We start from the raw sequence: 22,438 nt of genomic DNA on the forward strand, positions 1-22,438 counted from the left end.
TTTTTTTAGAAAAGGCGTATATAATAGATTCACGAACTTTAGTAGATCATTCTATTGAATTAGAAACATATTCTTTTATCATAAATAAGTGTTCTACTTCTCAGCATAAAAAAGCTGCTTATAACTTCATGTGTTATAAGCAGCTCTCTTTTATAGCTGATTTCCATATACCCCATCAATATTCGCAACAGCCGTTTGATCAAATATATCTGCATCCATATTTGTATTTTTCATTCGCGCACAAGCAGCTGAAATGTCTCCATAGGTTGAGTTGATTCCAACAGATTTAACATCCGCTGTGTGTCCGTTGTGAAGAACTTCTCCAAAATTCATCGATCCGTTTCTTGCCATACCATTAATTCTCGTGTTACAGATGTTAATAACTCCTGCCATGACCATACCACCTTTTCTTAAAGAGAATTTGTACATCATATGTTGTGACAAGCCTATGTGTGAAAAGTTTTTATAAAACAAAAGGCAAGGTACAAACATTAGTGAATTTATTCATTTCACCCTGCTTCACCCAAAGTTTCCACATGTTTTTATGCTTTTTCTGTTACAATAAATGCATAAGTTATTTTTCATCCATATTGTTTGAAGGAGGATACGTAATATGGACGAACCAAAAGATATTCAACCTAAAGTAGAAAAAAGTTTCGAACTGATTGGCAAGAAGTGGACAGGATTAATCATCTATGTGCTTATGAGCGGTCCTAAACGCTTTAGTGAATTAAATGAAAGTATACCAGCTTTAAGCAGAAGGCTGTTGACAGAACGGATTAAAGAGCTTGAAGACCACGGAATCGTTGTCCGAAATGTCATTCCCGACCGCCCTATTCGTTCTGAATATTCGCTGACTCAAAAAGGAACAGAGTTAGGTAAAATACTAGGACCGATTAGCCAGTGGGCAGAAAGCTGGGTCCAAGATTAATAAAACTACTCCATAGAAAGGATGAGCATCATGGCAAATGTTCTCTATATTACTGCACACCCTTTAGCTGAAGACGAATCGCTTAGCATGGCTGTAGGGAAAGAATTTATTGACGTGTATAAGCAAACCCATCCAGAAGATGATGTGGTTCATTTAGATTTATATCAAGCAGATATTCCATACTTAGATGCAGACGTATTTAACGGATGGAAAAAGCTTCGTTCTCACTCCTCCATCCAGGATTTATCAACGGATGAACGATTAAAAGTGGGACGGTTAGCCGAACTAGGCGGACAGTTCGTACTCGCTGACAAATATATTTTTGTCACGCCAATGTGGAATTTTTCTGTTCCTGCGATCATGAAAACGTACATTGATGCGATTACCGTGTCAGGTAAAACCTTTACATATACAAAAGAAGGCGCTCAAGGATTGCTTAAAGGAAAAAAAGCAATTCACATTCAGTCCCGCGGAGACGTGTATTCAGAAGGCCCTGAAATGGCAAGAGAAATGGGCCACCGCTATTTAGAAATCATGATGGACTTCTTTGGAATCGAAGCGTTTGAAAGCATTATTATTGAAGGGCAAGTAAAATTCCCGGATCAAATTCCGCAAATTAAAGAAAAAGCACTCCAAAAAGCACATTCAATGGCCAAAACGTTTTAAATTCAATAAGAATCAAAAAGACCTCGAAGCTGACCGGGGTCTTTTTCTTTTCTTTCCTCTTCCCTACATTATATTTCCCTTGAAATATTCCTCTCTTTCTGTCTCGTTTTGCGCTAAAAATATATGTTAAACAAACGGTTAAACGCTGTTATTTTTTGTTACTATTAATAACGCATGAAACAAAAATATATAATTTTTCTTTTTCGTTTTTTAATTATCCACCTTCAAAAAAAGATAGTTCCTCTAGATAAATAACGTTTAAAATCACACTTCAACCTGAAAAAACCCTTATTTTTAAAGGATTCAGCCATAAAATCCAAAAGCGTAATACTCTTAAAAATGTTTGTGAACATGATAAAACCCAATAAAAAACCTTTGACTAAATTTATTACGTAAGTTACTATTAATAACGTAGTAGATGTTTTCGAACATATTATCTTTAATTCATAAAACAACATTTATATATTGAAAACAGAAAGGTGAAAAGAATTATGGCAAAAGTATTATATATTACAGCAAACCCTAACGATGCTACGCAATCATTCAGTATGGCTGCGGGAGATGCATTTATTAATGAGTATAAAGAAGTAAACCCAACGGATGAGATTGTTCACGTTAACTTATATCAAGAGCATATCCCTCACATCGACGGCGATGTATTCAGCGGATGGGGCAAACTTGGAAGCGGCGCAGAATTTGATACACTTACTTCTGAAGAACAGCGCAAAGTTGCTCGCTTAAACGAGTTAAGTGACCAATTTGCTCAAGCGGACAAATATGTATTTGTTACACCAATGTGGAACTTCTCATTCCCTCCAGTGATGAAAGCATACTTAGATGCTGTAGCAGTAGCTGGAAAATCATTTAAATATACAGCAGAAGGTTCTGTAGGTCTATTAACAGATAAAAAAGCGTATCATATTCAAGCAAACGGCGGTATCTACTCTCGCGGCCCTGCTGGTGAACTAGAAATGGGTCACCGCTATATGCGCATTATGATGAACTTCTTTGGGGTTCCTTCTATCGGAAGCCTATTTGTAGAAGGACAGGCTGCAATGCCAGATAAAGCACAAGAAATTAAAGAAGACGGTATTGCTCGCGCTAAAGAAGCTGCACGTACGTTCTAATAACAAATATAAGCACAAAAAAAGGAACATCTCCCCATGTTCCTTTTTTTGTGCTTACAATTATATCTTTGCTTCCCCGCGCAGCAGCGAATAAACATATGTATCAAACGGGATATTGTTTTGATATAGGTACTCTCTTAACGTCCCTTCTTTTTTAAATCCTACTTTGCTTAACAAAGCGATAGATCCGCTATTTTGCGTAAATACAATCGCTCCTATGCGATTGTATTGAAGTTCGTGGAAGCCATAAGAAATCGCTTCATGAACGGCTTCCGTTGCGTATCCTTTGTTCCAGTGCTCTGGAAAAAGTGCATAGCTTATATTTGCTTTTTTATGTTCTGCAGACCACTCTTGAAACCCTATTGTGCCAATCAGCTTTTCGTTTTCTTTTAGCTGAATCCCCCATTTAATCAACTGCTTTTCTTCGTAGCCTTTGGAAAAATTCTTAATGATCCCTTTCACTTGGTCAATCGATTCTAAAGATTTTTGCCCGTAATAGCGCAGCACGTCTTCATCAGAAAAGCATTCTAAAATCTCACCCGCATCATTTTCTACAATTTTTCTTAATATCAGCCGTTTTGTCTCTAATTCCGGAAATATTTTCTTCCCTCTTTTCTGCGCAGCTTATCTATCTACGGTAAACCATACTATTCTCCTCTCAACTAGCAATATCCTGCTAAAACCTCACCCGGGAGGGCTCATTTCCTATCCAAATAGTCGATTTACAGCGGAGATAGTGGTATTTTATATAGTGGGCATACGTTGCTTTTTATCAATACAGAGGCGGTGAACGCAGAAATGAACCAAGATAAAGAATTGCTGTCCACGATACACGCTCTTCAAAAAGAGCTGCAGCAAGAAAAAGAAAACCGTGCGTATATGCAAAAAGATATGGACGAACTAAGAAGCGCTTTATTACAATCAGAACAAGTAAAACAAAACTTAATCGATCAGCTAGAAAAGAAAGTTGATTTGATTTTAACGTTGATTCAAAAAGGAGACGCATAAAGGAATGGATTTTTTTAAAAACAGCAAAATACTATACACCATTGTAGCACTTGTGATTGCTCTCATCGCTGTATTTACCAACAATTCGCCTATTTCCCTCATTCAGCAGCATGAAAATTCAAGCAGCACATCCAGCAGTACATCGGGGAGTACATCGGACACTACATCAAGCAACGAATGCTCTGCAGAGACTCAAAGCGACAGGTTATTTACCGGCAAAGAGCTTGTCTTACAAGAAGGAAATGATAAATACGGATATTGCCACATTGTCGCGCATATGCAAAAACCAGGAGCGGACAATTACCATGGTAAAAGCCAATTCAGCAAGTATTTAAATGAAAAACAAGCCATGTCTATTGCCGAAGAAGTCATTAACGAAGGTGAAGACGGCACCAATAATAAATCTGGCAATTACGTTAAAGAAAAATATATTAGTTCTTTAAACCAAGAAGTTAGAGTTGTGTATACCGACTACAGAGGCAAAGGCTACGACTACAGTGTAACGACCATGTATCCAATAGGTCATTAACCCTAATATATACAATGAAAAAAGCAGGCCCACGCCTGCTTTTTTTCATTATACCTCTTCTCATTATCTACAGCTCTAGAAAGTTAATAATTGATTTAAAGTCTATTTGATATGTAAAAAATCCAACTTTAGACTGTGAAATTTTGGAGATATGACAGTAGCACTTTTACCTCTTGGACATATTCTAAATATAAAAAAGAAACAGTCCTTTGCTTCTTTTTTAAGAAAGAGGTTTAAAAATGAGTAACAAATATAAAGTCAGAAAAAACGTATTACATCTTACAGACACCGAAAAAAGAGATTTTATTCGTGCCGTGCTAATACTAAAGGAAAAAGGAATATATGACCGCTATATAGCCTGGCATGGTGCAGCAGGTAAATTTCATACTCCTCCGGGCAGCGATCGAAATGCAGCACATATGAGTTCTGCTTTTTTGCCGTGGCATCGTGAATACCTTTTGCGATTCGAACGTGACCTCCAGTCGATCAATCCAGAAGTAACCCTTCCTTATTGGGAATGGGAAACGGATGCACAGCTGCAGGATCCATCACAATCACCAATTTGGAGCGCAGATTTTATGGGCGGAAATGGAAATCCCAAAAAGGATTTTATCGTCGATACCGGGCCATTTGCAGCTGGGCGCTGGACGACGATCGATGAACAAGGAAATCCTTCCGGAGGGTTAAAACGTAATTTTGGAGCAACGAAAGAGGCGCCTACACTCCCTACTCGAGATGATGTTCTCAAAGCTTTAAAAATAACTCAATATGATACGCCGCCTTGGGATATGACCAGCCAAAACAGCTTTCGTAATCAGCTTGAAGGATTTATTAACGGACCGCAGCTTCACAATCGTGTACACCGTTGGGTTGGCGGACAGATGGGCGTTGTCCCTACTGCTCCGAATGATCCTGTCTTCTTTTTACACCACGCAAATGTGGATCGTATTTGGGCTGTATGGCAAATTGTTCACCGCAATCAAAACTATCTGCCGATGAAAAACGGGCCGTTTGGTCAAAACTTTAGAGATCAGATGTATCCTTGGAATACAACCCCTGAAGACGTTATGAACCATCGAAAGCTTGGGTACGTATACGATATAGAATTAAGAAAATCAAAACGTTCATCATAACCAGTTCTAAAAACAGCGGTATACAATCAAAAACAGGTAAACCCCTTCCCTTCTGACATAACTTATAAGGCCATAAGCATCGTAAAGCTTTCACATAAAATCATCGTAAAACTCACTGCATCATTTCCATTCACCATAAAATATAGTTAATCAACCATAATTGGGCTGTGAATAAGCTTCATATAAGGACCTTTGAACATATGAATAAGTTATCAAAGCTTTATAAAAGTTTTATAAATGAAGGGAAGATATTAAAATGCATAATAACGTAAACGCACCGTTTAGTTCTCACGAGAATGTACCGTTCTCACCTGCTATGGCTCACCACGCCTATACTGCTCCTGCTTATGACCATATGATTCCACACTGCGGATATACAATGCCGGACTATGGATATATGGAATGTGGATATAGCGTTCCTTGCCACAGAGGTAATGGTTTTGCCATTATCATCGTACTGTTTATTTTACTCATTATTATTGGTGCATGTGGTTTCGGTTTCCATCACGATGATTGTTAACCTAAAAAACTCCAGTATAAATACTGGAGTTTTTTCATGTCTTAGTCGCTGCAAACCTTATAGCGTTTCGTCCAAATCTAGCGGTCTCAGCTTCTCTTCAATTTCTTTGCGCTTCGGCTCTAAAAATGGGGGCAGCGCTAGTGTTTGACCCATTGTTTCAAGCGGTTCATCGGTCGCAAATCCAGGTGTGTCCGTTGATAATTCAAATAAAATGCCGTTTGGTTCTCTGAAATAAAGTGCTTTAAAATAGTATCGTTCTACTTTACCGGAATTCGGCAGACTGTTTTCATTTAGTCGAGTTGCCCACTTATTGTATTCTTCTTCATTTGGAACACGGAAGGCAACGTGATGAACGCCACCGCGCCCTAAGCGAACTTTCGGCAAATCGGGTCTCGTTTCAATATGAACTTCGGCTCCGCTTCCGCCTTCACCCGTTGCATAAACCAAAATATCCTTTTGATTTTCTGCAAAAGATGGATAAGAACCCACATAGCGAAATCCCATAATGTTTGTTAGTACATCGACTGTTGGTTCTGCCGTGCCCACCGTTAGCGTGACCGGTCCTAAGCCGATGATCGCATGTTCTAACGGAATGTCTTCGCGCTTCCAGGGCACGCCTGCTCTTACCCCTTTTTCACCGTTGTCCGCGATAAGAAGCAAACGTGTACCTTCGTAATCTTTAAATGCTAATGTATCACGATTAGCTCGTTTAGCTATTTCTTCATATTCCACTCCGTGCTGCTCGAAGCGTTCTTTCCAAAAGTGTAGAGAATCCGTACTTTTAACGCGAAGCGACACAGTCGAAATGTCAGATGCACCTTCATGCGTTCTTGCAAGCCCCGGAATATCAAAAAACGTTACTTCCGTTCCTGGGGTCCCTTCTCCATCTGCATAAAATAAGTGGTAAGACTGAGTGTTATCTTGATTCACCGTTTTTTTTACTAATCGCATGCCTAAAACTTTAGTGAAAAACTGATAGTTTTTCTCAGCTTTCCCCGTCAAAATAGATACATGATGCAACCCTAACAATTCCATCTGCTCCGCCTCTTTTCATAATGTATAAATTTTTAACTTACGCTAAAATTATCTTTAATTTAATTATCTTTAATTAAAGATAATTTTAAAGGATATACAGCCTGTTTGTCAATAACAAGAAAATGTTGTGAACATAAAAAAGAAACTAAACACATAGTTAGTTTCTCTTTATCTTCCCTTCAACAAACTGCTGATCTTTTCCAACAGCGGTTACTTCTTAAGCACGCGCTGCACATTTTGCTTCATCAGCTCCGCAATTTTTGTTTCATTTTCACGCGACGTCTGCTCTAATTTTTCTATAACTAGCTGCTGTCTCTCTGCTGAATGATTTTGACTTAGCTTTTGCTTGCCTTCCATTTTAGTAATATCGATCTTAAATCCAACGATTCCTTTGCTTAAACCATTCATATAAGCAGGGTCAACGTCATTTAGTGTATATGTACTGCTCGGGCTTTCATATTTTTCTACCATCTTACTCAGCAGCCCAAGCAGTTCTGTTGGTTCTTCAATCATTTTCATGGTTCCATACACGTGAACAGCTTCATAATTCCATGTTGGTACAGCTATACCAAGACGGTGAAATATAGCAGTGAGGCCCTTGAAACACAATCAAAATTTCTTGATTTTCAGCATCTTTCCACTGCTGATTCGGACGAGCGAAATGCCCGTATAAAGCTTTTTCTTTCCGATCTAACATCAGAGGCAAATGAGTAGCATAAGGCTTTTCATTATGATACGAAAACAAAGTGGCGAATCCATTGTCTTCAATAAAATCATACATGATTTGTTCATCATTTACTTTAAAATACTTTGGAATATACATCGGCGCTTCTCCTTTATCTTTTATTTAGTAAAGAATATAATAATACAGGTGTTTGCAACAGCGTCAGTTATAAACTTTTTATGGAGGTCAGCAAACATTTAATCGTTTATGAATCGATTTTTTAAGAAGCTTATGCTACACTGCTGTGATGTAAACCGCTGATTTTTAATATGTATTTATTTAGCACATGATGCAATTAGATAGTTGTTGGTTAAGCAAAGCGTTGGGGATCAAAAAAAAGAAGAGCCCGTTTAAAACAGCTCCTTTTTCTCGCTTATCTATACAATTGAGGATTTTTTTCTCGTTTGATAGGTCCGCCTTTGGCTATATGCCACTCAATGACGCAATCCGTCAAGCGATCGTATACGTCGTCTTCTAAATACGGATCTTCTGCTGAAGTAAGCAAGGTGTGAACATCGGCTTTTATTTCGGCTAGCATAGCTGCGCTGAATACGTCCGGGTCATTTAATACGTCTAATATATATAACACCAGCATCTCAAACCCGCCGTCCCAATTGGCATTTCCGTTTCCTTGAGCTTCACAGCGGAGCTTTTCAATAGCTCGGATAACCTCTCCTTCTACAATATCCGACTGCCCATTTCTCGGGACATAGTTTACCCATAGTTCTTTTGCTTCGTCAAAATATTTCATTCTCTACTCCTTTCTTCAGAAATCTATTCCTTATTGTTTCTTTGATTCATCGTCGTTCCAAAAACAACGCCTAATGAGGTCCCAATCGCAATACCAAACCTAATATTATCCATCATCATCCCAAGAGAAGCCCCCATCGCAATGCCCAGACCTAATCCCATTCCTAGATAATCTGTCTTTTTCTTTTCTTCAGACAAAAAACCACTCCTTTTTCTCCTATTTTATTGATACCTTTTATACGTAAAAACCACGCTAAAAGTTTCATAAAAATGGAAAAAAGCAGCCGCTGTAACTGCTTTTTAAATGACGAGCTGATAAACGGCCTCTCCGAGCAGCAAAATCGACGTAAGCATGCAGATTACACCGAATACATACATCGTTTTACGTGCAAACCTCTCAAACGATATACCAAAGCATCCTTTAGCTATCCAGTACATGGGGTTAAGAAGCCCTCTAATCCGAACCCGCTTCATTGATTCATCGGATAATGATCGAGATAAAGAAAGGATGATTAACCCGGCCATCATAGAAAAAACCGCTATCACTATGTTTAAAATAGAACTATCCATACGTTCCCTTCTTTTTCCTTTTTATACCTCCTATTTTAGCATAAAGGCCAGTTAAAATGTACGTGCAGAAAAATACAAACAACTCAACAGGGAAAGGTATCCAAACCTTAAGAAAAGGGCAGTTTAAAAATAAAAAACTTTTCTTACTTAAAAAGGATGGATCACGTTGACAACCAATCAAAAGGAATATCTTGAAAAAATACATAGCATACAGGAAGATCTCTCCAAAACGTGGGCTGAATATTGGCATCACTACTCGAGTCCAAGCTCTTGGCAGTTTTGGGTGACCTTGGGCGCTTTTATTTTGCCTTTAGTCATTCTCTATTTTTTTATTGATCGAAAAAAAGCTTTTCATCTAGGGTTTTATGGATTTAACGTGCACGTTTGGTTTCACTATAGTGATACCGCTGGCGTTTATAACGGGCTGTGGACGTATCCTTACCAAATCAACACAATCATACCCGTAAGCTTTAGCCTAGATGCTTCGCTTATTCCTGTCTCTTTTATGTTGCTTTACCAATGGACGACCAACCGTCATAAAAATTATTATTTATACGCAACGGCTCTTTGTTTATTTTTTGCTTTTATTTTTAAACCATTATTAACAGGAATCGGCTTTTTCCAGCTGCATGAATGGGCTACTTACGGTTATTTATTTGTATTTTATCTCGGTGTAATACTGCTATCAAAATGGATTACCAATCTGTTTCTTTATTTTGAAAAGCAGAATTGAATATGTTGAGTGCATGTAAAAAAACGTAAGCCTCTTTGCAAAGACCTTACGTTTTTTGTAGTGGCTTTATTTACTCCCTGTCAGCTTCCTCAAAAGATAGCACGCTTTTTTCATCACACAGTATCTCTTTTTCAGGCAGCCCATTTTTCTTGTGTGGATTTAGAACATGCTGCATCTAGCAACTATAAAACTTTTGTTAGGAAAGAAAATCTCGCTTTTCCTAAGCCCTGCTTAACTTAGCGTTGTATAAGTCCATTAAACTGCTTAAATCATCTAACAACGGGCAGTGGCCTACACCTTTCATGATTTTTAACGTTGCATTTTCCCCTATGCCTTTTGCGATGTCAGATGCATCTCTTGTTGAAACCATTTTATCTTCATCTCCTTGAATAACCATAGTAGGAATCGTGATTTTTTCCACCTCTCCTGTCCCTTGAACAACACCGTTAAAATCGTTTGAAATGTTAAATCTCATGAGTGCGTAATTGATATCAATTAAGTTTCGCTGCTTGATCGTTCCTTCTAAATACTTTTCAAATTGATCAGCAGACGGCTTATTTTTTGTATATAAAAATTGACGCAGCATCATTTTTAAAAACCATGTGTTTTTTGTTTCTTTCGCGTTTTCTACCATTCTAAATGCTTCTTTTACTTCTTCTTTGGTTTGTATAAAATTGTTAGGAATAGGCAGTTCTAAAAACGTTCTTCTTGGAATGGGATAGCCTTTGATGTTGACGGAGCTTAATAGGATTAAATTTTTGGCATCATTCGGATGATCAATCACATATTGCATAGCAACTGCTCCTCCTAATGACCACCCGCTTATTGTAAAAGCAGACAACTTTAAAGCATCTGCAAACAGTTTGACATCATCTGATAAGTCTTTGATTGTGTGGATAGGTGTATGATAAGTGGAGTCTCCAAACCCTCTTAGGTCGATGGCATAAGCTGTGATATGTTCTGGCAGTTCGTTCATTAACACATCCCAGTTAAGGGAAGAATTCATGTTTCCGTGAATTAACAAAAGCACCTCTTTTCCGCCTTTTTTCATTCGGTAATTTACTGTTTCTCCATTCGGTAATTCTACTTTTGCTTGTTCTAAAGCAGATACGGTCATCGCTATTTTCCTCTTTTCTTATATGATTAGAACGATAGCTATCTTTAATTTTTACATACCCTATTTATCTAGAGTTAAGCAGTTCAAAAGAAGTTGTACAAACACCAAGATGATTGTGCGTCATTCTATTTGCTAAAAAAAGCAGCCAAATACGCGATTCGGCTGCCTTTTTATTATGAAGAAATATACGAATGAGCAACAAGGCCATTACTTTTTCGGTGCGTCTAATGCTTGATAAGCAAGCTGATATTTCCCGCCTTCAGCCACTTCTGCATGGTAGAGAGCTTTAAGAGCAAAGTTTTTTTCAAGGCTGTGCTCTTTCATCAGTCCATTCAGCTTACCTTGCAGTTCCTGATTGTCTTTAATGAGCTGCTTCATCTGTGATTTTAGATATTTCATGGTGTTTTCCGCTCCTTTCACTTGATGAATATCTATCAAGTATATCACTTAAGGATAGGATAATGGTAAAACGACTTACGATTGACGGATTAAATTTGTACCGCTCTGTTCTTTAAGCGCGCTACAAGCGGAACGACAATGATACCGGCGATAACAACTTGCATCACATTGCCTGGTATAGAGCCAAGCGGAAGGATCCAGTTACCGTAAAGAATCACTTCGGCAAAATAGTAGCCCACGATTTTCACAATCAGCGCAGCAACAACTGCCAGTGTGTTGACAAGTGCTCTTTTACCAGGTGCTTTTTCAGAGATAAGACCTGCTAAAAAGCCCATGGCCCCTACAATAATAAACGTAAACGGTGCCCATGCTGTCCATCCCGAGATCAGATCGAATAACCCCATTCCAAAAGCGCCGGCGATGGCTCCTGTTTTTTTACCGTAAATAAAGGCCGCTATAAAAAGAGGAACGTTGCCTAAATGGATGAGGCCTCCGTTACCCATGATTGGAAGCTTGATGTTGATAAACATTGTCGCTACAAACGTCAGTGCGATAAAAAGCGCATGCATGGATAAAGCTTTGATTTTGGTTGATTCTCTTGGTGAGTATGTTGAATTCATCTGTTGACCTCTTTCTTTTTTTACTACTATCATACTCCTATTTGGATACTAAATAAATATGTAAAACTATTTATTTAGTAGGGTATATCATTCTAGCAGCACACAGAGATCCGCTAACTTCAAAAATTGTCCTATCCGTTCTTAAAAAAATAAAGCTGCCTCTCCTTCCTTTAGCAGACTTCACCTCCTAATTTTTGTTATGGCAAAGTGTCTGTTCGGACATAATATGAGCAAATCGTTCTTTTTCAAGAGTTGACGAAGGCTGATAAATATGAGAAGTTATATGTTTGTAGAAATGAATGGAATAACTTAGAATTCCAGCGGAACCTGTTACTATAATTGTACTGATATTGACCAAGTCCGTTCAGATTGTGGCAGTCATAATTTTTACATACAGCAAGCAAGTTATAGGAGGAGCAAGAAATGGATAATAACGATATTTTAATTAGATTACGATATGCCTTGGATTTAAAAAATACAGAAATGGTAGAAATCTTTAATCTTGGCGGAGAAGATGTAACCAAAGAAGACGTATTAAAAATCCTTACGAGAACACCGGATGAAGAAGACGAGGATGCAGTTCATGCGGACGATCATATACCGTGCACGAACAGTATGTTAGATTCTTTTTTAAACGGTTTTATTACCTTTAAAAGAGGAAAACAAGATCCTAAACCAGGGCAAGCACCTCCAGCGCCGGTTCAGAGCAATCAAAATATGTATAACGTCTTATTAAAGAAAGTGAAAATCGCTTTATCCCTAACAAGCGAAGAGATGTTAGAAGTATTTGACGACGGTGGAATACGTGTATCTAAAGCAGAATTAGGTGCTTTATTACGAAAAAAAGGCCATAAAAATTACAAACCGTGCAAAGAGAATTTTGCTCGAAAATTCCTAAGAGGCTTAACCGTACAATATAGAGGATAACATGATACACACTTTTTCAAATCAGAGTATCCATTATGAAATACGATATAAAAACCGAAGTTCTTTTGCAATTAAAGTAGACGGATACGGAACGGTCGAAGTCCTTGCTCCTAAAGGAACCTCTACTGAACAAGTACGTATGTTATTAGAGAACAACTGGGCATTAATTCAGCAAAAAATAAATGAAATGAAAGATAGAACGCATGGACCCAAGAAAAAAGTCTATGAACACGGAGAAAGCTTTTTATATGTAGGAAAAAACTATCCGATACAGATTCATCACGATTCGACCATTACAAAGGATTCTGTAGTGTTTGAAGCGAACACGCTTCAGATTTATGTCAATCAGCACGACGATGAAGCGATAAAACAAGCGCTCAAACGTTTTTACTATCAACAATGTAAAGCGCTCGTAACCAAAAGTATCTCCTCCTATCAAAAACATTTTAAAACAAAGCCGCGATCCATCTCGATTTCGGATAGCAAAAAAGCGTGGGGCACGTGTGATTCTAAGCGTCAGCTAACCTTCAACTGGCGGCTGGCAATGGCACCACAGCACGTCATTGATTACGTAGTCGTTCATGAAATGTGCCACATGGTTCACATGAATCATGATCGTTCCTTTTGGCGTCTTGTCGGGAAAATCATGCCCGATTATCGTGAACAAGAGCACTGGCTGGAAATGTCGAGCTGGGAAATGACGGTGTAGTGGCTACATAAAAAAGAGCAGAAGCCCAGGGGCATACTGCTCTTTTTTTATCTTTAACTATAGCGATATTTTCTTAAATCTTTTAAAATCGAAATTTCTTTTAACAATTCTTCTCCGACATTTGTTTCTAAAACCATTTTTCTTTCTAGTTCTTTATCAACCAATCGCTTTACGGATAAAACGTCCGTTCCTTCTAATAAAATCTCTTCTTTTGAATTAAAGTGTTTGTGAGCAACTAGCTGCATGCCGTAAGAATTATATAATAATGTATATCCAGCGATACCTGTTGTGGATTGATACGCTTTTGAAAAACCGCCGTCAATAACAATCATCTTTCCATTTGCTTTGACCGGGTTTTCTCCTTCGATTTCTTTGACAGGCGTATGACCATTAATAATATGACCGTGATCAGGATTCAGATTAAATTCTGCGAGGATGTTTTGGCAGACTTCCTCATTTTCCCGTAAATAGTAGTATGGATTCTTCTTCTCTTTATGCGTTGCTTTATCACTGATAAAATATCGTTCAAACGTCGTCATGGCGCGTTTCCCAAAGAGTGATGAATATTCTCCTGTCCATAGGTACCAGACCATATCTGTTGCCAAATCATCCGTTTCTTCAGGATGTGCAAAAGCCTCTTGTAAATAATGTTCAAACACATCAAGCAAGTTACGTCCTGCATACGTTTTATCTTCTATCGTCATTTTTTCCATGTTTCCTTCTTCATCTAAAGGAATGCAGCCGTGTATTAATAAGTTTCCGTTATATTTTAAATAAAGGCTGCCTTTTTTCATCAGAAACTTCATATGTCTCGCCAGCTTTTCTGAGTGCTGCACGGAAAGCAGCAGTCTTTCCATTACCTGCTCTTCTTCTTCTAATAGCTGATCAGGCTGCTCGGGGTTAACCGTTGCAAAGCAGCTGTTTTCTAGCGGATACGTGTTTCCGTATATCGTAATTTCATTTTTATCATAATCAATTTTTTCAAGCAGCAGCCTTTCTGACATATTAAAGAAAGGACGTCTTTTTATAATCGGACTTTCAAGCTTGAACTGAATCATCGCAATGGCCTGATGAATTTTCGTAATTTGTAGTCGCTCGTGATCGGATAGTTTGTCACTCGAGCTTACTTTTGGTCTAAAAGCAGGATTATCATCATAATATTTCTCCGCCAAGTTAAGCAGCGGTCTTAGGTTAATGCCATATACGTCTTCAATAATATCTAGATTGTCGTATCTCGCGCAGATCCGAATAATATTGGCAAGGCACACTTTCGAGCCCGCAAAAGCGCCTAGCCATAGCACATCGTGGTTTCCCCACTGAATATCAACGGAGTGATAGTTAATCAGCGTATCCATAATTTTATCCGGTTCAGGTCCACGATCATAAATATCCCCTACTACGTGCAGATGGTCCACAACCAATCTTTGCGTCGTATAAGCAAGCCCTATAATAAGTTTATCGGCTTGCCCTAAAGAAATAATCTGCTGAACAATCTTTGTATAGTACTGTTCTTTATTTGTAAATTCATCCGTTTTATATAGCAGCTCTTCAATAATGTACACAAATTGATCCGGCAACGCTTTACGCAGTTTAGAGCGCGTGTATTTAGAAGAAGCGTACGAGATGAGATTAAGCATACGATCGATGATTTCTTTATACCATTCATATAGTTCTCGTTTGTTTCGAAACTGCGCTTTAATCAACGGTAATTTTTCTTCAGGATAATACACTAATGTCGCAAATTCATTGATTTCTTTGTCAGATAATACATTTTTAAAAAGGTCTTTGATTTTCTCTTTTACATTTCCTGAACCATTTCGCAGCACGTGCTGAAAAGCTTGATATTCGCCGTGTAAATCACTGACAAAATGTTCAGTCCCCTTTGGCAGATGAAGAATAGCTTCAAGGTTAATAATTTCGGTTACCACTTTTTCTTCCGTATCATACTTTTGTGCAAGTAAATCTAGATATTTTGTGTTCAAAACTATGTATCCCCTTTCAACGTTCACCATTTAGTACAATCACTCATCAAGCTTGTGATTATGATGTTAAATACCTTTTATTTAACTCTTCTCTTTTCTCTCCACGCCTCACCCCTTTATTCTAACCTATTTTACGTATGGGTAAAATGGTATAAAGTCTATTTGTCTATAAAGATTAAGCGGTCTTGCCCCCTTGAAGATGATAGCTAGCTGGTAACAAAAAAAACCTGCTGATCTTAGTCAGCAGGTTCGATACATATGAAAGAAGCGCACATAATTAAGAAAGTTTACTCCGACCTCTATACAATAGCAGAGTTTTTCTTCCCTCGCTGTGAGAAAACGCACAGCGCCAAGTCCTTGGTGGTGGTAAGATAAAGATGACCTTTCTGAGACAGGAAAAGTCATCCTTTGTATGATATAAGAATCATCATTCTGTTGAATCTCTGTTCTTCTACGTTCAGAGATTTTTTCTGTTGGCTTTGTTAAATACAGCACGAGAGGAAAATGAATACAAATCCATATGGTACACGTAGGCTATCTGAGTCTGCTGTTTGACGGCGGAAGAAGTTGCATGTGGCTTTTCCGAGTAACAATTGCTTCTATTATAATATGGAACGCTGTTGTCAAGTTTCCAAAGAAGAAACACAAAGGAAAAATCATTACGTGAATGTATGCAGGTACCCTATCTACTTTAACTCTGACCGTCTCACTTTTTCAGCATATCCGATTTTAAAACCCTCCGCTCAGCAAGTGGATTTTACGATATAAAAAAGCAGCGGATGTAAAACATCACGCTGCTTTTTCTTATCTCTACACGCCTAAGTAAAAAAGGATGTAGTAGAGTGTTCTTACAATGTATTGATGATGTTAGTGAATATTATTCTTTCGGAAATTACCGCCTTTAACTTCGGCTACGTCATATACCGTAACAAAAGCCGTCGGATCAATTTCATTGATAATTTCTTTCATTTTGCTTTCTTCCAAGCGGTTGATTACACATGTGATTTCCTTGAATTTCTCATGAGAGTATCCGCCGTAAGCTTCTTTATATGTAGCGCTTCGACCTAAACGATCACGTATTGTCTCTACCATTAACGCAGGCTGAGAAGTGATAATCTGGAAGGTTTTCGATCCGCTTAGACCTACTTCTACGATGTGAATAACTTTGGATGCAATAAAGTATGCAATTGCAGAAAGAATCGCGCCTTGCAGACCAAATACTAATGAAACAAAAATAAAGACAAACGCATTTAAGAACAAAATAAGATCACTTGTTCCAAACGGCAATTTTCGAGAAAGCAGTACAGCTAGCATATCGATGCCATCTAGCGCGCCGCCATTACGCAGTGCAATTCCCATTCCAAAACCAAGGATAATACCGCCGACAACGGTTACGAGTAGTGTATCTCCTTCAATAATCGCTGGAGTATGATGCATGAGGCTTGTACCGACAGCTAGTGAGACGATTCCGAGGATGGAAAATATAGCAAAACTTTTCCCGATTTGTTGATATCCTAACCATACAAAAGGAATATTAATAACGGCAATTAGAACACCTAGTGGTAATCCAAATAGGTTTGACGCAACGATACTAATGCCTGTTACTCCTCCATCTGAGACGTGGTTTGGAATTAAGACAGTTTCTAAGCCGTAAGCTGCAATAATCCCTCCGATAATGACCATTAGTGCTCGGAAAGCAATTTTTAGCCGCTTAGGCCTGTGGTGTTTTTTAGTTGTGTTCATATAATTCCTCGCTTTTAAATGTTTTTTACTATTTAAGTGTACCACAAACATTCTCTTTATTTGAACTGAGGAGGCTTACGTATCGGTTTTTAGCTCACATAGTGCAAAATAGACAAAGGCGAACTTCTAGCTATACAGACTCTATCCTTGCAATACGTCATCATTTCTGTTAAGTTTAAGAAGAATTATTTTTGTTCGGCAAAGATTGATAAGTTACATAACTTTCGTCTATAGATTTGAGCAAGGATAGTAACACAATGTGTGCGTGTCACACTAGGAGGCAACAATTATGGAACAAGGTAAAGTAAAATGGTTTAACGCAGAAAAAGGTTTTGGATTCATCGAACGCGAAAACGGAGACGATGTATTTGTACATTTCTCAGCAATCCAAAGCGAAGGCTTCAAATCTTTAGACGAAGGTCAAGAAGTTACATTTGAAGTAGAACAAGGTCAACGCGGCCCTCAAGCTACTAACGTTCAAAAAGCGTAATCCGTCATAAATAGAAAAAGACAGACTCCATGGAGTCTGTCTTTTTCATTACTTTGAAAATGTAATAATAAAACCCTATCCACTGAGGAATAGGGCTTATTAATACAAAAATAGTAATCGGTAATACAAATGGTAAACTCAGTATAGCATAGTATTGGCGGAATCCAAACTATAAATCAATATTTCTTCATGAATAATTATGATTCGTGCTTCATTAACTCTTCTTCAAAGAAAAATGTACTGGGATATTTATCAACTGTATAAGAATATCTTTTCATATTTTTCACATAATGACTTTTTAAGATGATCACTATTTCATTAGATGCTTTTATACTTACTGTTTCTCCATTAGCAAATAAGCTTATACTCATATCCTTCATCCTCTCTCGTATCAAAACCAATCAAATTTTTAACTTTATTTATCGGGAAATATAATGTGCAGCTTATATTTGAGACGTTATCAGCATTCTGATAGTCAGCAACCTTTTCCAACGGCTAGTCCAATGAAGATTTCTTTTTTAATTATTAAAATCCAAAGCAAAAAGACCCCTATGTGGAGTCTTTTTACGTTGGATTAATTATGCTACTTTATGAACGTTAGCAGCTTGTGCTCCGCGTTGACCTTGTTCAATGTCAAACGTTACTTTTTGACCTTCTTCTAACGACTTAAAGCCTTCACCTTGAATAGAGCTGAAATGTACGAATACATCGTCTCCGCCTTCAATTTCGATAAAGCCGAAGCCTTTGTCTGCATTAAACCATTTCACTGTACCTTGTTCCATAATAGTGCCTCCTGGTGTGGAATACTCCACGGTTGTATTACTACCCTTGTCCAACCATACTATCTTAAGATAAAAAATTCTATTGAAGAGATTTCTCTTCTCTCAATCCTATACCGAACAAAAATAATTAATTTAATCGTAACATACGGAACCGCAGATAGCAAATACAGGAAATGGAATAAATCATCGAACGATAAAAAGAGCCTTCTCTTTGTAGCTCTATACAAAGAGAAGGCTCTTTTTCAGTGTTCCTATTTTACGCAGCAGTGAATGTAGCAGCTGCTTATTATTTACTTTATTTTTCTGTTTGCTCTGTGTGCCACCATAATGAATCTTTTGGATTTTCAACCGCTTCATTGTACTCAGACTTAGAAGCAACTGTAGGGTATGAACCTTTCAGTGATTTTCCTGCCGTGTTCGCGAACAGGAACAAGATTACGAAAAATCCGATGATGCTCACAATCGTTAAATAGAACGCTGGAGCTAAGTGATTGCCCGTTGCGTGAACTAACCATGTCGCAACTAATGGCGTCGTTCCACCAAAGATAGAAACTGAAACATTAAACGTAATCGCTAATGTTCGGTAGCGAATATCTGTGTAGAACATCGTTGGCAGCGTTCCTGGCATTGTTCCTTCATACGTAGCAAGTAAAACACCTAGAATAAGAATACCGATTGAAATAAAAACTAAACCATTTAAGTTGATTAAATAGAACGAAAAGGCTGACAGTAAGCTCAATCCGCCTAAACCGATTAAGAAAACTTTCTTGTTTCCGATTTTATCGCTCAGTTTTCCAAACATAAGAGCAAGCGGCACCATTAAAATCATAACTGCCGTAATTAATACCGTACCAACTGTGTTTGATAAACCAATAATTTCATTCAAATAAGAAGGCATGTACGATAATAGCATATAGTTTGTAATGTTAAAGAAAGCCACGGCTACGAAACAAACAAACACATCTTTTTTGTGATTTTTTAAAATAGAGAGGAAGCTTTCTTCTTCAACTTCGTCTTCGTTGGAAAGTTCATTTTCAAAAATAGGTGTTTCCCCTAAACTTCTTCGTAAATAAAAACCAATAAGTCCTAAAGGCAATCCTAATAAGAAGGGAATTCTCCAGCCCCATGAGGCCATCTGTTTATCCGAGAGAACAAAAAACAGTAGGCTGGCTAGCAGTGAAGCAAGAATATAGCCAACAAGTGTACCGATTTCTAGTCCACTTCCAAGCACATTTCGCTTATTGTCTGGAGACGATTCTGCAATATACACCATCGCACCAGCATATTCACCACCAGTTGAAAAACCTTGAATGATTCGTGCAATTAATAAAAGGATGGGTGCCCATATACCGATTTGATCATATGTAGGTAACAACCCAATGAGTAATGTGGAAAAAGCCATTAAAATAATGGTGGTGGTTAAAACGACTTTCCTTCCTAACTTGTCTCCAATTTTACCGAATATAACACCGCCTAATGGACGCATTAAAAAGGCAATCGCAAATGTGGCAAATGTGAACACTAATTTGAGCTGATCATTTTCAACTGCACTAAAAAAGTTTTGACTAATAATAACGGCTAAATATGAATACAAGCCAAAGTCAAACCATTCCATCGCGTTTCCTACTCCTGTAGCAAAGACGCTTTTTTTAGCTTTGTCAATATCTACGACGTTAATTTTTTTCTTGTTAAACTTCATTTCATCACGTCACCTCCGCGGTATACGATTATACAAGACTGAGTAGTAAAGTCAAATTTGACTTAATGTATTTCACATGTAAATGTGTTGGAACACTTCTTATTTTTAAGTAAAAAACGAAAACTATTCATGTGATGTTAAATATTAAAAAAGGTTATGGCTAAAGGGTTTGAAGCCGAAAAAAGCTGAGGAAGAAACACTAATAAATAAATGAATTAAAACCAAAATAAACTTTTTTTATTTCAACGTACAATTCGTTGCTACTAAAAAAACGGTTTTTGCCTAAAATAGGGATCGCTTTTGATGGAATTACAATCGCCGAAATAGTAACTAGTCATTAAAGATAGCGCATTTGGTTTACAATGTTCTTGGTAGCAATTTCCACTCAGGTTATCTGACAATTATTGTTTCAACCCATTAGATATAAGCTTTATTTTGTAATAGATACACTGTTTCTATTACAAAAATTATGTAGCTTCAAAAATAAATATAAAGCTCGTTCTAACAAGTGCAGCACTGGATGATTCGGTCCATAGAATAAAACTTTAAGGGTTGGCTGGGATTCGAGGGATAAAAATTCAACTCCTTTCTACGTATAATCATTCGTGGCTTCAAGTAAGTTTTCTACTGTAAAAGCAAGCTGGTTTACAGTGCTACTTTTGTCATATTATTCAATTTTCTTAACATGCCAGCTCCACTCCCTCACCACGCTGTTTTTCGAGATAGAAAGTTACTCTCTTTCTTCTTTTAGATACCCCATAGGACGAACTTTAAACCTAAATACACCCGTATAGTTTTGAATATAAAGATTCACACTTATTACATTTTTTTACATTAGATAAACATTTTATCTCCGATAGAATAAAAAAATAGACCTCTGCTTAGACAGAGATCTATTTTTTCACTTGCTTTATTTTTTAGTAAGGCTGCCATTTCGCTCTAAAATTGGTACTTCAATATCTACCGTGTTTGGATATTTAACTCCAAGCCCTGTATTTAAAGCAACAACCGTTTCGTTTTCTTTAATCCAGCCTTCTTCTCGCAAACGGCGTGCAGCTAAAAATGTAGCCGCACCTTCCGGACAAATAAACGATCCTTCAAGCTGCGCAACCTTTTTTTGTTCTTCCACAATCTTATCTTCATCGACCGCAATCGCACATCCATTTGTATTGTATACGGCTTCTAAAACGAGAAAGTCCCCGATTGCTTTTGGTACGTTGATACCAAAGGCGATGGTTGAAGAATCCGGCCAAAATTCAGATTCTTGTTTTCGTTCATTCCATGCTTTTACAATAGGCGCGCAGTTTTCAGCTTGTACCGCAACTAAACGAGGAAGATCACCTTTAATCCAGCCAAGCTCTTTTAACTCATTTAACGCTTTATAGATTCCAATTAAGCCAACGCCTCCTCCTGTTGGATATAAAATCACATCAGGAAGATTCCAAGAAAACTGTTCAGCAATTTCTAAGCCCATTGTTTTTTTACCTTCAATTCGGTACGGTTCTTTAAGCGTAGAAGCGTCATAAAGACCCCATGCTTTAATAGCCTCACCAACAATCTTCCCTGCATCGCTGATGAGTCCATCGACTAAGTAAAGGTCAGCTCCAGCGACAGCACACTCATTTCGTGTAATAACAGGCGCATCTTTTGGCATGACAACGGTTGCTTTTATGTCAGCACGCGACGAATACAGCGACCAAGCAGCTCCGGCGTTCCCATTTGTAGGCATGGCTAACTGTTCAACGCCCAGTTCTTTTGCTTTTGACACCCCTACCGCAGCTCCTCTAGCTTTAAACGATCCCGTTGGAATAATGCCTTCATCTTTCATATATAAGTTTGGAATGTTCATTTCTTTCCCTAGCTTAGGCATTTTTATAAGCGGAGTCATCCCTTCACCTAAGGACACGACGTTTTTAGGATCTTCTACTGGAAGGAGCTCATGATATCTCCATAAATTTGGTTCCCTGCTTTGAACAGCTTCTGGAGTCAAGTTAGCTTTCAATCTCTCTAAATCATACGCTACCAATAGCGGTGAGCCACATTCACATAATTGATGTTTTTCTTTTGGACTATATTCTTTTTTACATTTAGGACAATATAAGTGAGAAACATAACTAAACGGCATCATACACACTCCTTTAAATTCTGTAAACATAATACCATATATAAAATATAATTTATAGTATTTTTATCAGAATTATAAGGTATGATATCTCCATCATTTTATTGTTCATTATTAAAAAC

At 37.8% G+C, this 22,438-nt stretch carries 26 protein-coding genes and 1 pseudogene; 11 read left to right on the forward strand and 16 right to left on the reverse strand.

Annotated elements, in window-relative coordinates; translation table 11 throughout:
* Nucleotides 1–150 precede the first annotated feature (150 nt).
* Entirely contained in the window at nt 151–393 is a 243-nt protein-coding gene (locus tag ACMX9J_RS07860) for a spore germination protein (protein WP_013084095.1), read from the reverse strand.
* A gap of 220 nt (nt 394–613) precedes the next feature.
* Here ACMX9J_RS07860 and ACMX9J_RS07865 point away from each other — a divergent pair, with 220 nt between their 5' ends.
* From ACMX9J_RS07865 to ACMX9J_RS07875, 3 genes are all read left to right on the forward strand, one after another.
* A complete protein-coding gene (locus ACMX9J_RS07865; RefSeq protein WP_013058076.1) occupies nt 614–931 on the forward strand; it encodes a winged helix-turn-helix transcriptional regulator in 318 nt (105 codons plus the stop codon).
* A 30-nt stretch (nt 932–961) separates the two neighbouring features.
* Nucleotides 962–1,597 (forward strand): FMN-dependent NADH-azoreductase, encoded by a 636-nt coding sequence (locus tag ACMX9J_RS07870; RefSeq protein ID WP_028414603.1) that lies wholly within the window; start codon nt 962–964, stop codon nt 1,595–1,597.
* 491 nt (nt 1,598–2,088) lie between these two features.
* Nucleotides 2,089–2,724 (forward strand): FMN-dependent NADH-azoreductase, encoded by a 636-nt coding sequence (locus ACMX9J_RS07875; protein WP_033580247.1) that lies wholly within the window; start codon nt 2,089–2,091, stop codon nt 2,722–2,724.
* 60 nt (nt 2,725–2,784) lie between these two features.
* Here ACMX9J_RS07875 and ACMX9J_RS07880 read toward each other — a convergent pair whose 3' ends face one another.
* Nucleotides 2,785–3,324, reverse strand: coding sequence for a GNAT family N-acetyltransferase (locus ACMX9J_RS07880; RefSeq protein ID WP_416225693.1), 540 nt, complete (start codon nt 3,322–3,324; stop codon nt 2,785–2,787).
* Between the two features lie 198 nt (nt 3,325–3,522).
* On the opposite strand from ACMX9J_RS07880, the gene ACMX9J_RS07885 reads away from it, so the two are divergent.
* From ACMX9J_RS07885 to ACMX9J_RS07900, 4 genes are all read left to right on the forward strand, one after another.
* A complete protein-coding gene (locus ACMX9J_RS07885; RefSeq protein WP_014459119.1) occupies nt 3,523–3,732 on the forward strand; it encodes a hypothetical protein in 210 nt (69 codons plus the stop codon).
* Between the two features lie 52 nt (nt 3,733–3,784).
* On the forward strand, nt 3,785–4,261 hold the full coding sequence (locus ACMX9J_RS07890) for a hypothetical protein (protein ID WP_416225606.1): 477 nt from the start codon (nt 3,785–3,787) through the stop codon (nt 4,259–4,261).
* A 239-nt stretch (nt 4,262–4,500) separates the two neighbouring features.
* Nucleotides 4,501–5,394, forward strand: a complete 894-nt coding sequence (locus ACMX9J_RS07895) for a tyrosinase family protein (protein WP_416225607.1) — start codon at nt 4,501–4,503, stop codon at nt 5,392–5,394.
* Nucleotides 5,395–5,710: 316 nt separating this feature from the next.
* Nucleotides 5,711–5,914, forward strand: a complete 204-nt coding sequence (locus tag ACMX9J_RS07900) for a YjcZ family sporulation protein (RefSeq protein WP_372454474.1) — start codon at nt 5,711–5,713, stop codon at nt 5,912–5,914.
* Between the two features lie 57 nt (nt 5,915–5,971).
* Here the strand turns inward: ACMX9J_RS07900 and ACMX9J_RS07905 are convergent, their stop codons facing one another.
* The 5 genes and pseudogenes from ACMX9J_RS07905 to ACMX9J_RS07925 all read right to left on the reverse strand — a co-directional run bounded on the left by ACMX9J_RS07905 (nt 5,972) and on the right by ACMX9J_RS07925 (nt 8,993).
* On the reverse strand, nt 5,972–6,949 hold the full coding sequence (locus ACMX9J_RS07905; RefSeq protein ID WP_416225608.1) for a ring-cleaving dioxygenase: 978 nt from the start codon (nt 6,947–6,949) through the stop codon (nt 5,972–5,974).
* A 210-nt stretch (nt 6,950–7,159) separates the two neighbouring features.
* Nucleotides 7,160–7,772 (reverse strand): annotated as a pseudogene (locus ACMX9J_RS07910) (FMN-binding negative transcriptional regulator).
* Between the two features lie 274 nt (nt 7,773–8,046).
* On the reverse strand, nt 8,047–8,424 hold the full coding sequence (locus tag ACMX9J_RS07915) for a hypothetical protein (RefSeq protein ID WP_154990155.1): 378 nt from the start codon (nt 8,422–8,424) through the stop codon (nt 8,047–8,049).
* A gap of 23 nt (nt 8,425–8,447) precedes the next feature.
* Nucleotides 8,448–8,621 carry a hypothetical protein gene (locus ACMX9J_RS07920; RefSeq protein ID WP_416225609.1) on the reverse strand — a complete coding sequence of 58 codons (174 nt, stop codon included), beginning with the start codon at nt 8,619–8,621 and terminating at the stop codon, nt 8,448–8,450.
* 102 nt (nt 8,622–8,723) lie between these two features.
* Nucleotides 8,724–8,993 carry a hypothetical protein gene (locus ACMX9J_RS07925; protein ID WP_416225610.1) on the reverse strand — a complete coding sequence of 90 codons (270 nt, stop codon included), beginning with the start codon at nt 8,991–8,993 and terminating at the stop codon, nt 8,724–8,726.
* A 166-nt stretch (nt 8,994–9,159) separates the two neighbouring features.
* On the opposite strand from ACMX9J_RS07925, the gene ACMX9J_RS07930 reads away from it, so the two are divergent.
* Nucleotides 9,160–9,726 (forward strand): CBO0543 family protein, encoded by a 567-nt coding sequence (locus ACMX9J_RS07930; protein ID WP_049165673.1) that lies wholly within the window; start codon nt 9,160–9,162, stop codon nt 9,724–9,726.
* A 220-nt stretch (nt 9,727–9,946) separates the two neighbouring features.
* Here the strand turns inward: ACMX9J_RS07930 and ACMX9J_RS07935 are convergent, their stop codons facing one another.
* The 3 genes from ACMX9J_RS07935 to ACMX9J_RS07945 all read right to left on the reverse strand — a co-directional run bounded on the left by ACMX9J_RS07935 (nt 9,947) and on the right by ACMX9J_RS07945 (nt 11,862).
* Nucleotides 9,947–10,843, reverse strand: a complete 897-nt coding sequence (locus ACMX9J_RS07935) for an alpha/beta fold hydrolase (RefSeq protein WP_028414614.1) — start codon at nt 10,841–10,843, stop codon at nt 9,947–9,949.
* A gap of 207 nt (nt 10,844–11,050) precedes the next feature.
* Nucleotides 11,051–11,242: a hypothetical protein gene (locus ACMX9J_RS07940; RefSeq protein ID WP_013058089.1), complete on the reverse strand. Its 192-nt coding sequence runs from the start codon at nt 11,240–11,242 to the stop codon at nt 11,051–11,053.
* An 89-nt stretch (nt 11,243–11,331) separates the two neighbouring features.
* On the reverse strand, nt 11,332–11,862 hold the full coding sequence (locus ACMX9J_RS07945) for an ECF transporter S component (RefSeq protein WP_033580236.1): 531 nt from the start codon (nt 11,860–11,862) through the stop codon (nt 11,332–11,334).
* Nucleotides 11,863–12,285: 423 nt separating this feature from the next.
* On the opposite strand from ACMX9J_RS07945, the gene ACMX9J_RS07950 reads away from it, so the two are divergent.
* Together ACMX9J_RS07950 and ACMX9J_RS07955 are read left to right on the forward strand one after the other, a co-directional pair.
* Nucleotides 12,286–12,789: a DUF1456 family protein gene (locus ACMX9J_RS07950; RefSeq protein WP_034268493.1), complete on the forward strand. Its 504-nt coding sequence runs from the start codon at nt 12,286–12,288 to the stop codon at nt 12,787–12,789.
* 1 nt (nt 12,790) lies between these two features.
* A complete protein-coding gene (locus ACMX9J_RS07955) occupies nt 12,791–13,498 on the forward strand; it encodes a M48 family metallopeptidase (protein ID WP_033580234.1) in 708 nt (235 codons plus the stop codon).
* A 53-nt stretch (nt 13,499–13,551) separates the two neighbouring features.
* Here ACMX9J_RS07955 and fbp read toward each other — a convergent pair whose 3' ends face one another.
* Nucleotides 13,552–15,480 (reverse strand): fructose-1,6-bisphosphatase, encoded by a 1,929-nt coding sequence (gene fbp, locus ACMX9J_RS07960; protein ID WP_221816845.1) that lies wholly within the window; start codon nt 15,478–15,480, stop codon nt 13,552–13,554.
* A gap of 867 nt (nt 15,481–16,347) precedes the next feature.
* On the reverse strand, nt 16,348–17,223 hold the full coding sequence (locus ACMX9J_RS07965; RefSeq protein ID WP_013058095.1) for a YitT family protein: 876 nt from the start codon (nt 17,221–17,223) through the stop codon (nt 16,348–16,350).
* A gap of 289 nt (nt 17,224–17,512) precedes the next feature.
* On the opposite strand from ACMX9J_RS07965, the gene ACMX9J_RS07970 reads away from it, so the two are divergent.
* Nucleotides 17,513–17,713, forward strand: a complete 201-nt coding sequence (locus ACMX9J_RS07970; RefSeq protein WP_029714163.1) for a cold-shock protein — start codon at nt 17,513–17,515, stop codon at nt 17,711–17,713.
* A 197-nt stretch (nt 17,714–17,910) separates the two neighbouring features.
* Here the strand turns inward: ACMX9J_RS07970 and ACMX9J_RS07975 are convergent, their stop codons facing one another.
* From ACMX9J_RS07975 to ACMX9J_RS07990, 4 genes are all read right to left on the reverse strand, one after another.
* A complete protein-coding gene (locus tag ACMX9J_RS07975; RefSeq protein ID WP_014459100.1) occupies nt 17,911–18,084 on the reverse strand; it encodes a hypothetical protein in 174 nt (57 codons plus the stop codon).
* Nucleotides 18,085–18,291: 207 nt separating this feature from the next.
* The gene (locus tag ACMX9J_RS07980; protein ID WP_013056405.1) at nt 18,292–18,495 is read right to left on the reverse strand and encodes a cold-shock protein; all 204 of its coding nucleotides are present in this window, start codon (nt 18,493–18,495) and stop codon (nt 18,292–18,294) included.
* A 295-nt stretch (nt 18,496–18,790) separates the two neighbouring features.
* Nucleotides 18,791–20,194 carry an MFS transporter gene (locus ACMX9J_RS07985; RefSeq protein WP_033580232.1) on the reverse strand — a complete coding sequence of 468 codons (1,404 nt, stop codon included), beginning with the start codon at nt 20,192–20,194 and terminating at the stop codon, nt 18,791–18,793.
* A gap of 910 nt (nt 20,195–21,104) precedes the next feature.
* Entirely contained in the window at nt 21,105–22,319 is a 1,215-nt protein-coding gene (locus ACMX9J_RS07990) for a threonine synthase (RefSeq protein ID WP_325075181.1), read from the reverse strand.
* Nucleotides 22,320–22,438: the final 119 nt, after the last annotated feature.

Source organism: Priestia sp. RMT2NF4, from assembly GCF_047872835.1.
GTDB classification, from domain to species: domain Bacteria; phylum Bacillota; class Bacilli; order Bacillales; family Bacillaceae_H; genus Priestia; species Priestia zanthoxyli.

What these genes read in the sequence shown, in the direction of transcription:
- ACMX9J_RS07860 (WP_013084095.1), bottom strand. Translation starts at nt 393, where the DNA reads ATGGCAGGAGTTATTAACATCTGTAACACGAGAATTAATGGTATGGCA.
- ACMX9J_RS07865 (WP_013058076.1), top strand. Translation starts at nt 614, where the DNA reads ATGGACGAACCAAAAGATATTCAACCTAAAGTAGAAAAAAGTTTCGAA.
- ACMX9J_RS07870 (WP_028414603.1), top strand. Translation starts at nt 962, where the DNA reads ATGGCAAATGTTCTCTATATTACTGCACACCCTTTAGCTGAAGACGAA.
- ACMX9J_RS07875 (WP_033580247.1), top strand. Translation starts at nt 2,089, where the DNA reads ATGGCAAAAGTATTATATATTACAGCAAACCCTAACGATGCTACGCAA.
- ACMX9J_RS07885 (WP_014459119.1), top strand. Translation starts at nt 3,523, where the DNA reads ATGAACCAAGATAAAGAATTGCTGTCCACGATACACGCTCTTCAAAAA.
- ACMX9J_RS07895 (WP_416225607.1), top strand. Translation starts at nt 4,501, where the DNA reads ATGAGTAACAAATATAAAGTCAGAAAAAACGTATTACATCTTACAGAC.
- ACMX9J_RS07900 (WP_372454474.1), top strand. Translation starts at nt 5,711, where the DNA reads ATGGCTCACCACGCCTATACTGCTCCTGCTTATGACCATATGATTCCA.
- ACMX9J_RS07905 (WP_416225608.1), bottom strand. Translation starts at nt 6,949, where the DNA reads ATGGAATTGTTAGGGTTGCATCATGTATCTATTTTGACGGGGAAAGCT.
- ACMX9J_RS07915 (WP_154990155.1), bottom strand. Translation starts at nt 8,424, where the DNA reads ATGAAATATTTTGACGAAGCAAAAGAACTATGGGTAAACTATGTCCCG.
- ACMX9J_RS07925 (WP_416225610.1), bottom strand. Translation starts at nt 8,993, where the DNA reads ATGGATAGTTCTATTTTAAACATAGTGATAGCGGTTTTTTCTATGATG.
- ACMX9J_RS07935 (WP_028414614.1), bottom strand. Translation starts at nt 10,843, where the DNA reads ATGACCGTATCTGCTTTAGAACAAGCAAAAGTAGAATTACCGAATGGA.
- ACMX9J_RS07940 (WP_013058089.1), bottom strand. Translation starts at nt 11,242, where the DNA reads ATGAAATATCTAAAATCACAGATGAAGCAGCTCATTAAAGACAATCAG.
- ACMX9J_RS07945 (WP_033580236.1), bottom strand. Translation starts at nt 11,862, where the DNA reads ATGAATTCAACATACTCACCAAGAGAATCAACCAAAATCAAAGCTTTA.
- ACMX9J_RS07950 (WP_034268493.1), top strand. Translation starts at nt 12,286, where the DNA reads ATGGATAATAACGATATTTTAATTAGATTACGATATGCCTTGGATTTA.
- ACMX9J_RS07955 (WP_033580234.1), top strand. Translation starts at nt 12,791, where the DNA reads ATGATACACACTTTTTCAAATCAGAGTATCCATTATGAAATACGATAT.
- ACMX9J_RS07965 (WP_013058095.1), bottom strand. Translation starts at nt 17,223, where the DNA reads ATGAACACAACTAAAAAACACCACAGGCCTAAGCGGCTAAAAATTGCT.
- ACMX9J_RS07970 (WP_029714163.1), top strand. Translation starts at nt 17,513, where the DNA reads ATGGAACAAGGTAAAGTAAAATGGTTTAACGCAGAAAAAGGTTTTGGA.
- ACMX9J_RS07975 (WP_014459100.1), bottom strand. Translation starts at nt 18,084, where the DNA reads ATGAGTATAAGCTTATTTGCTAATGGAGAAACAGTAAGTATAAAAGCA.
- ACMX9J_RS07980 (WP_013056405.1), bottom strand. Translation starts at nt 18,495, where the DNA reads ATGGAACAAGGTACAGTGAAATGGTTTAATGCAGACAAAGGCTTCGGC.
- ACMX9J_RS07985 (WP_033580232.1), bottom strand. Translation starts at nt 20,194, where the DNA reads ATGAAGTTTAACAAGAAAAAAATTAACGTCGTAGATATTGACAAAGCT.
- ACMX9J_RS07990 (WP_325075181.1), bottom strand. Translation starts at nt 22,319, where the DNA reads ATGCCGTTTAGTTATGTTTCTCACTTATATTGTCCTAAATGTAAAAAA.